Source organism: Bacillus sp. V3-13, assembly GCF_002860165.1.
In the GTDB taxonomy this organism is placed as follows: domain Bacteria; phylum Bacillota; class Bacilli; order Bacillales; family Cytobacillaceae; genus Bacillus_BJ.
Genome location: NZ_PGUZ01000075.1, coordinates 1 through 1,851 on the forward strand (window position 1 = coordinate 1; position 1,851 = coordinate 1,851).

The 1,851-nt window shown below is 44.0% G+C and carries 1 protein-coding gene; it reads right to left on the reverse strand.

The annotated features are described in order from the left end of the window. Window positions 1-181: 181 nt before the first annotated feature. A complete protein-coding gene (gene ltrA / locus CU633_RS20520; protein ID WP_101662420.1) occupies window positions 182-1,480 on the reverse strand; it encodes a group II intron reverse transcriptase/maturase in 1,299 nt (432 codons plus the stop codon). Window positions 1,481-1,851 lie beyond the last annotated feature (371 nt).

The window sequence follows — 1,851 nt, forward strand, 5'->3', positions numbered from 1 at the left end:
AGTAGAGTAGAAAACAGGAATTAGATATTGTCTTCTTGTCCTCGGGTTTCAGGGTGTTCCACCTTACTAAGCCAGACAGGGAGACAATTCCTTTTCCTGCTCCCCCTCATCAAACCGTACGTGAGGTTCTCCCTCATACGGCTTTCCGACGTTCTTCTTTCTTTGGCATTACGGTACTTGCCTATTTTGCTAATTTCACGAGCGTGTATTGGGTCATTTTAATGACCTGTCCTATTCCACTATGTTTATTGCGCTTATTCCGTTTCTTATTCCAAAACAGCGTTAATCTTTCGATTACGTACCAATCGATTCTGTTCAGCCATTTCTTGGCAATTGGCGAGATGAGATAATAATTCTTGAATCCTTGTAGTCTACGGTTAAGGCCTTTCACAAGTTCATCCATATCCAGATATAACTTGTTCCTTTTCTCCGTGTACTCTTTGATGTTGCTTCTCATCTTTTTCATTGCCTTCTTGGTTGGAATGTGCGACATGACATAGATTTTCGAACCACCCTTGTTCAGGACTGGAAACTTTCTGTGATGTAGCCCCAGGAAATCAAAACCATCAGAATCATCCCATATATTCACAAGCCTGGACTTTTCAATACTCAGAGATAGATCAAGTTTCGTCATAATCCCTTTTAGCACTTGAATGCTTTCCAGTGCCTGTTTCTTTGAATGGCACATAATCACGAAATCATCGGCATAGCGTATGAGTTCTCCCAGATGGGAGAACTTCTTTAACCAGAGTGCATCCAGTACATTCAGGTAGATGTTTGATAACAGCGGAGAAATGACGCCTCCTTGCGGCACTCCTGTGACGGAGTCACGGAAATGGCCATCTTCCATGACACCTGCCTTCAACCATTTGCGGATGAGCTTTAATACTCTCCTGTCGCTAATTCTCATCTCGATGAGTTTCATCAGCTTTTCTTGATTGATATTGTCGAAGTAACCTTGAATGTCCACATCTACTACCCAGAAGGACTTCCTGCTTGCCTTTCTGATTTTCGCAATCGCCTGATGTGCATTTCGTTTTGGTCTGAATCCGTACGAACAGTCTTGAAAATCTGCCTCAAAGATCGGTTCAATGACCATTTTCATTGCCATTTGTGCCACTCTGTCCTTGATCGTGGGGATTCCTAATGGTCTTTGTTTCCCATTCGCTTTAGGGATATATGTTCTTCGAACAGGCTGGGGTCGGAAACGTTTCTCTTTTAGTTCCAGATATAGTTCATTTAAGAACTCTCTTTCCCCGTATTCATGGACAATCTTTTCTATGGTTTGCCCATCAATTCCGCCGCTTCCTTTCTTACTCTTGACTCTTTTCCATGCTTCCGCAAGGATATCAGGTCGATAGACCTTATCATACAACGCATGAAATCGCCTAGTAGGGTTTTCCTTGGCGCAAAGATATAAAGTTTTCCAGAGTTCTCGAGCTTTTACATCGGTGTAGTTAGCCAGTTTTCCAGCATTCACTCACTCTTACCTCCTTTAAACTTGTGAACGAAGCAGGGCTCCTTCCCTAGACAACGTTCTGTTGTCGTTGTCATCATCGGTACTATGACCCCCTCCGACTCCCTCTCGGCTGTCCACCATTTCACGTTTACGCTTATAGGTTTCCATGTTACTTCTGTTAGAAGTGCCGAGGAGGGGATCCCCAGTTACGTTAATTGCTTTCCCAACATACCGATCTCCTTACCCCGAGGGATTCTTCGGTGTTGCTATTCAAGTTCTTCACACCTTCCGTGGTCTTCGCCCAATTTACCCAGGCTCGACTTCCCTTTGTCCCTCAAGAGAGGGTTTCTTTTGACGAGGCGGCAAGATTCACTTGATGTTACGGTCTGCTG